At 61.9% G+C, this 6,129-nt stretch carries 4 protein-coding genes and 1 pseudogene; 2 read left to right on the forward strand and 3 right to left on the reverse strand.

The annotated features are described in order from the left end of the window. Positions 1-93: 93 nt before the first annotated feature. From AC1RO5_RS30820 to AC1RO5_RS30830, 3 genes are all read right to left on the reverse strand, one after another. Complete coding sequence (locus AC1RO5_RS30820; protein ID WP_493179544.1) at positions 94-252, reverse strand: metallothionein; 159 nt, start codon at positions 250-252, stop codon at positions 94-96. A 95-nt stretch (positions 253-347) separates the two neighbouring features. Further along, positions 348-2,030: a methyl-accepting chemotaxis protein CtpM gene (gene ctpM / locus AC1RO5_RS30825; protein WP_493179545.1), complete on the reverse strand. Its 1,683-nt coding sequence runs from the start codon at positions 2,028-2,030 to the stop codon at positions 348-350. A gap of 152 nt (positions 2,031-2,182) precedes the next feature. Continuing rightward, positions 2,183-3,499 carry a Na+/H+ antiporter family protein gene (locus tag AC1RO5_RS30830; RefSeq protein ID WP_493179547.1) on the reverse strand — a complete coding sequence of 439 codons (1,317 nt, stop codon included), beginning with the start codon at positions 3,497-3,499 and terminating at the stop codon, positions 2,183-2,185. 616 nt (positions 3,500-4,115) lie between these two features. Here AC1RO5_RS30830 and AC1RO5_RS30835 point away from each other — a divergent pair. Next, positions 4,116-5,186 (forward strand): annotated as a pseudogene (locus AC1RO5_RS30835) (methyl-accepting chemotaxis protein); the annotation flags it as partial. 102 nt (positions 5,187-5,288) lie between these two features. Next, a complete protein-coding gene (locus tag AC1RO5_RS30840; protein WP_408981129.1) occupies positions 5,289-6,044 on the forward strand; it encodes a methyl-accepting chemotaxis protein in 756 nt (251 codons plus the stop codon). Positions 6,045-6,129 lie beyond the last annotated feature (85 nt).

Raw genomic sequence — 6,129 nt, forward strand, 5'->3', positions numbered from 1 at the left:
CCCCCCCCCCCCCCCCCCCCCCCCCCCCCCCCCCCCCCCCCCCAAGCCTGGCTCCTACGATAAGCAGCGGCTCCACTTTTTTTGGCTGAACAGTCAGTGCTGAGCGCACTTGCAGCCTTTGGTAGAGCATTCTTCGCCGTGTTCGTGATGTTTGGCACAGCCTTCGCAGCAATAGTGCTTGCCGTGACGCACGATGGGATGCTCACCCAGTTTGCATGAGCATTTAGGGCAGTCGCAGGTACCGTCGTTCATAAGTCTGACTCCATGGTTATGGTCGTCCGGGTGCGACGGATGCGCACCGTAATACCAGTGTAGGAGTTGGAGCCAGCCCTGCCCCGCTCACCGCATCAAATGCGGAACTGCCCGACCAGTTGCCCCAGGCGCTGACCGAGATCAGCCAGGCTGCGCGAGGTTTGCGCGCCGCGCTGGGTTTCGTCGGCGACGCTGTCCACCGCTACGGCGATCTGGTGCACGCTGCGGTTGATCTCTTCAGCCACGGCGGTTTGCTCTTCGGCGGCGCTGGCAATCTGCGCGTTCATTGAGTTGATGGTGCCGATCAGTTGGGCCATGGCGTCCAGCGACGCCCCGGCCTCGTTGGCCTGGGCCGATGTGCCGTCGCCGGCCTCACTGGAGCGGCGCATGGACTCGACCGCCGATTGGGTGCCGGCCTGCAAGCGGTCGATCATGCCCTGGATTTCCTGGGTGCTGATTTGCGTGCGACTGGCCAGCGCCCGCACCTCGTCGGCGACCACCGCAAAACCACGCCCGGCCTCACCGGCGCGGGCTGCTTCAATGGCGGCGTTGAGCGCCAGCAGGTTGGTCTGTTCGGCAATCGAACGGATCACCCCGAGCACGCTGACAATCGATAACACGTCTTTTTGCAGGCTGTCGAGGGACACGCCGCTGCTGCGAATGTCGCTCACCAGCGCATGAATCTTCACGATGCTGCCAGCCACCACGCGCTTGGCGGCCTGGCCTTCTTCGTCGGTCTGCTGGGCAGCGACCGCGGCGTTTTGCGCGCTCTTGGCCACTTCCTGGGCCGCCGCCGACATCTGGTTGATCGCCGTGGCCACCTGATCGGTCTCGTGACGCTGGCGTTCCATGGCCTGATCCGAGCGTTGGGCCTGATCGGAAACCTGATTCACCAGCCCGGTCAGTTGCGAGGTCATTTCAGTGATCTGCCGCACCAGGCTGTGGATCTTGTCGACGAAACGGTTGAACGAGCCGGCCAGTTCGCCGAGTTCATCCTGGCTGGTGATGGTCAAGCGCCGGGTCAGGTCGCCCTCGCCCGCCGCGATGTCGTCGAGGTTGGCCTTCATCAGGTTCAGCGGACGCAGAATGGTATTGGCCAGCAACATCCCGGCCGCGGCGATCACCAGCAGCACCACCACGGCAATCCCGACAATGCTCAGCACCACGCCTTGCATGCGTTCCTGGACCTTGATCTCGACCAGCGCCACTTGCGCTTCGATGCCGTCGAGGTTGACCGAGGTGCCGACCGCCATGTCCCACTTCGGCAGGTATTCGGTGTAGCCGAGCTTGGGCACCAGCACTTGGCTGTTGCCGGGCAGCGGCGAGCTGTATTGCAGGTAGTGGGTCCCGTCCTTGGCGACTTTCACCAGGTCGCGGTTGACGTAGACGCCGTTCGGGTCGCGGTTGTCCTTGAAGCTCTGGCCCACGCCTTCGGGGCTGTTCGCCTTGAACAGGCGCACGGTGTTGGAGTCGTAGCCGAAGAAGTAGCCGTCCTTGCCGTAGGTGATGCTCGACAGCAACTTGATCACCTGCGCCCGCGCCGCGTCATCGCCGGGGGCGGCCGCGTCGTAGAGCGGTTTGATCGTGGTCATGGCCACGGTAACGTAGCTTTGCAGGGTCGCTTTGGCGTCGCTGAGCAGGCGCTGACGGGTTTCCTCGACTTCCTTGCGGGCCTGTTCCTGCAGGATGAACAGCGTGGTCAGGCTGATGACCAGCGCAAAGAGCAACACCGGGAGGACGGCAAGGGACAGGACTTTGGCCTTCAGGCTCATGCGCATGACGTTCACTCTTTTGATTTTGTTGGCGTGGTTAAAGGCTATAACGGCACGCGAAACCAAAAGTTGAACACCCAAAAAAAGATCGCAGCCTTCGGCGGCGCCCACAGGCGCGTAGGAGCTGCCGAAGGCTGCGATCTTTTGATCTTCCTACATCAAAGGACCATCGCCGCCACCCAACCGAACGCCAGCAACGGCAGGTTGTAGTGCAGGAAGGTCGGGACCACGGTGTCCCAGATGTGGTGATGCTGGCCATCGATATTCAGACCGGAGGTCGGGCCCAGGGTCGAGTCCGAGGCGGGTGAACCGGCATCGCCCAACGCGCCGGCCGTGCCGACGATGCACACGATGGCGATCGGGCTGAAGCCCAGTTGCACGCACAACGGCACGAAAATCGCCGCCAGAATCGGTACCGTGGAAAACGACGAGCCGATGCCCATGGTCACCAACAGGCCCACCAGTAGCATCAACAGCGCACCGATGCCTTTGCTGTGGTCGATCCACGAGGCCGAGGACTCCACCAGCGTCTGCACATGACCGGTGGCTTTCATCACTTCGGCAAATCCGGACGCGGCGATCATGATGAAGCCGATCATCGCCATCATTTTCATGCCTTCGGTGAACAGGTCATCGGTTTCGCGCCACTTGACGATGCCCGACGCCGAAAAGATCAGGAAGCCCACCAGCGCCCCGATAATCATCGAGTCCAGCAGCAGCTGAATAATGAACGCCACGACAATCGCCAGGCCGGCGACCATCAGGCTCAAGGGGTTGTACTGCACCGCGACCTGTTCGACTTGCTCGATCTTTTCCAGGTCGTAAACGCGCTTCTTGCGGTAGCTGATGAAGGCTGCCGCGAGACCAAACACCATGCCCAGCGCCGGAATGCCCATGGCATGGGTGACGTTGATGCCGCTGATGTCCACCCCGCTACGGGCGACGTTGGCCAGCAGGATTTCATTGAGGAAGATGTTGCCGAAGCCCACGGGCAGGAACATGTATGGCGTGATCAGACCGAAGGTAATGACGCAGGCGATCAACCGGCGGTCCAGTTGCAGTTTGGTCAGCACATATAAAAGAGGCGGCACCAGCAACGGGATAAAGGCGATATGAATCGGCAAAAGGTTCTGCGAGGCGATGGCCACCACCCATAGCAGGCCGATCAGCAGCCATTTGACATTACCGCCACCGTTGGCGTGCTGGCGATCGACCATGGCCAGGGCTTTGTCCGCCAGGGCATGGGCCAGACCCGACTTGGCGATAGCCACGGCGAACGCGCCGAGCAAGGCGTAGGACAACGCCACCGTCGCCCCGCCACCGAGGCCGTTGTTGAAGGCTTTGAGGGTCGCGTCTATGCCCAGACCACCCGTCAAACCACCCACCAGCGCGCCCACAATCAGCGCGATTACCACATGCACGCGGGACAGGCTGAGTATCAGCATGATGCCGACCGCGGCAATTACAGCATTAATCATCGTTACCTCAAGACAAGCGGAAAGAGTCCGTCCGGCAGTCTGCATGAGCCGCCAGCGGAATAGAGAGAGGGTCTTATTAGAGGGCGCGCACTGTGCCGCAGCATCGTTCCCTTGTCAAAGCGCACACCCATTGATTGCGTCCCTCCTGTGGCGAGGGAGCTTGCTCCCGTTCGGCTGCGAAGCAGTCGTAAAACCTGCCGATGCGGGCTGTCTGACTAAATGCTGGGGGGCCGCTTCGCGACCCAACGGGAGCAAGCTCCCTCGCCACAGAGGCCCCTCACCACAGAGGTTGCAGTGATCGGGATTGGTTATTCAGCCTGCGACATAAAGAAAGCCAAATCATGGCCGTTACAGTGCAAAGTCTCAGATATTTATCGAATAAAAGGACGTTCCCATGTCGCTCAGACACCTTTCCATTCAATGGAAAATCACCCTGCTGGCCGGGCTGTGCCTGGCGGGCATCGTGACCCTGCTGGTAGGGCTTTCGCTGTATCGCATGGAGCACAGCTCGGCGCTGGTGAAAGCCTCGAGCATGGAGATGCTCACCGAAGCCGCCCAGGCGCGCATCGAGTCCCAGGGTGAAGTCCAGGCGCTGGGGATTCGCCAGCAGTTCATGGACGCCTATCAATATGGCCATGGCTTTTCGCGGCAGGTGCTGTTTTTGCGCGATCAGGCCGAGAAGCGTTTTCTCGATGCCTTCGACCTGCGTGAGGACCTGACCCGGCAGGTCAAGTCGGCCCTGCAGGCCAACCCGGACCTGCTTGGCCTGTCGCTGGTGTTCGAGGCCAATGCGCTGGACGGCAAGGACAATCTGTTCGCTGGCCAGGCGGAGCTGGGCAGTAACGACAAGGGCCGTTTCGCCCTGTACTGGTCGCAACCGACACCCGGCAAAGTGACCTCCATGGCCCTGCCGGAAAGCGACATGGCCGACACCAGCACCGGCCCCAGCGGCGAGCCAGCCAACGCCTGGTTCACGTGCCCGCGCACCACGCTCAAGCCTTGCGTGATCGAACCCTACTTCTATGTGATCGACGGTCAGAACGTGCTGATGACCAGCATCGTGTTCCCGCTGATGGTCAACGGCAAAGTCATCGCCTCGCTGTCGGTGGACATCAACCTCAACAGCCTGCAAGCGATCAGCCAGAGCGCCAGCAAGAAGCTCTATGACGGCCAGACCAGCGTCAGCATCGTCAGCCCGGTCGGTTTGCTGGCCGGCTACAGCCCGGACGCCAGCAAGCTCAGCCAGCGCCTCGACGCCGTGGACACCACCAACGGTGCTGAATTGCTCCGTCGGCTCACCGCCAGCAGCAAGACCGAGAGCCTGCACAGCAACCAGCAACTGAAAGTGCTGTCGCCGTTCCAGCCGATCCCCGGTGGCAAATCCTGGGGCGTGTTGCTCGACGTGCCGGAGAAGGTGCTGGTCGGCCCCGCCGAAGCGTTGAAAAAACAACTCGACGACAGCAACACCGCCGGCACTCTGGTGGAACTGTGCCTGGGTGTACTGGCGGCGCTCATCGGTTTGTTGCTGGTGTGGCTGATGGCCCGCAGCGTGACCAAACCGATCCTCGGCGTGGCCCGCATGCTGGAAGACATTGCCAGCGGCGAAGGCGACCTGACCCGGCGTCTGGCTTACGACAAAAAGGATGAACTGGGGCAGTTGGCCGGCTGGTTCAACCGCTTCCTCGACAAGCTGCAACCGATCATCGCCGAAGTGAAACGCTCGGTGCAGGACGCCCGCAGCACGGCGGACCAATCGTCCGCCATCGCCACTCAGACCAGCGCCGGCATGGAGCAGCAATACCGGCAGGTCGACCAGGTGGCCACCGCGTCCCACGAAATGAGCGCCACTGCCCAGGACGTCGCCCGCAGCGCCGCGCAGGCGGCACAAGCAGCACGCGACGCCGATCAGGCAACCCGTCAGGGTTTGACCGTGATCGACCGCACCACCACCAGCATCGACCACCTCGCCGCCGACATGAGCGCAGCCATGGTGCAGGTCGAAGGCCTGGCGGCGAACAGCGAGAAAATCGGTTCGGTGCTGGAAGTGATTCGTGCCATTGCCGAGCAGACCAACCTGCTGGCGCTGAACGCTGCCATCGAAGCCGCCCGCGCCGGTGAGGCCGGACGCGGTTTCGCCGTGGTCGCCGATGAAGTGCGCAACCTGGCGCGACGCACTCAGGAGTCCGTGGAGGAAACCCGTCAGGTGATCGAGCAGTTGCAGGGCGGTACTCAGGAGGTGGTGAGCTCGATGAACAGCAGCCATCGCCAGGCTCAGGGCAGCGTCGAGCAGGTGGGTCAGGCGGTGACGGCGTTGCGGCAGATTGGTGATGCGGTGACGGTGATCAGCGACATGAACCTGCAGATTGCCAGTGCGGCGGAAGAGCAAAGCGCGGTGGCCGAGGAAATCAATAACAACGTGGCGACCATTCGGGATGTGACCGAATCGCTGTCGGGGCAGGCCAATGAGTCGGCACGGGTGAGTCAGTCGCTTAACAGCCTGGCGAATCAGCAGCAGAGCTTGATGGACCAGTTTCGGGTCTGATTCAACGCATGATCGTTCCCACGCTCCGCGTCACTAGTGTCCGGTAAAACCTTTTCAGAGCTGAAGGCTGCCTTGGGCAGCCTTC

The organism is Pseudomonas sp. GW822-FHT02G04, assembly GCF_058802085.1.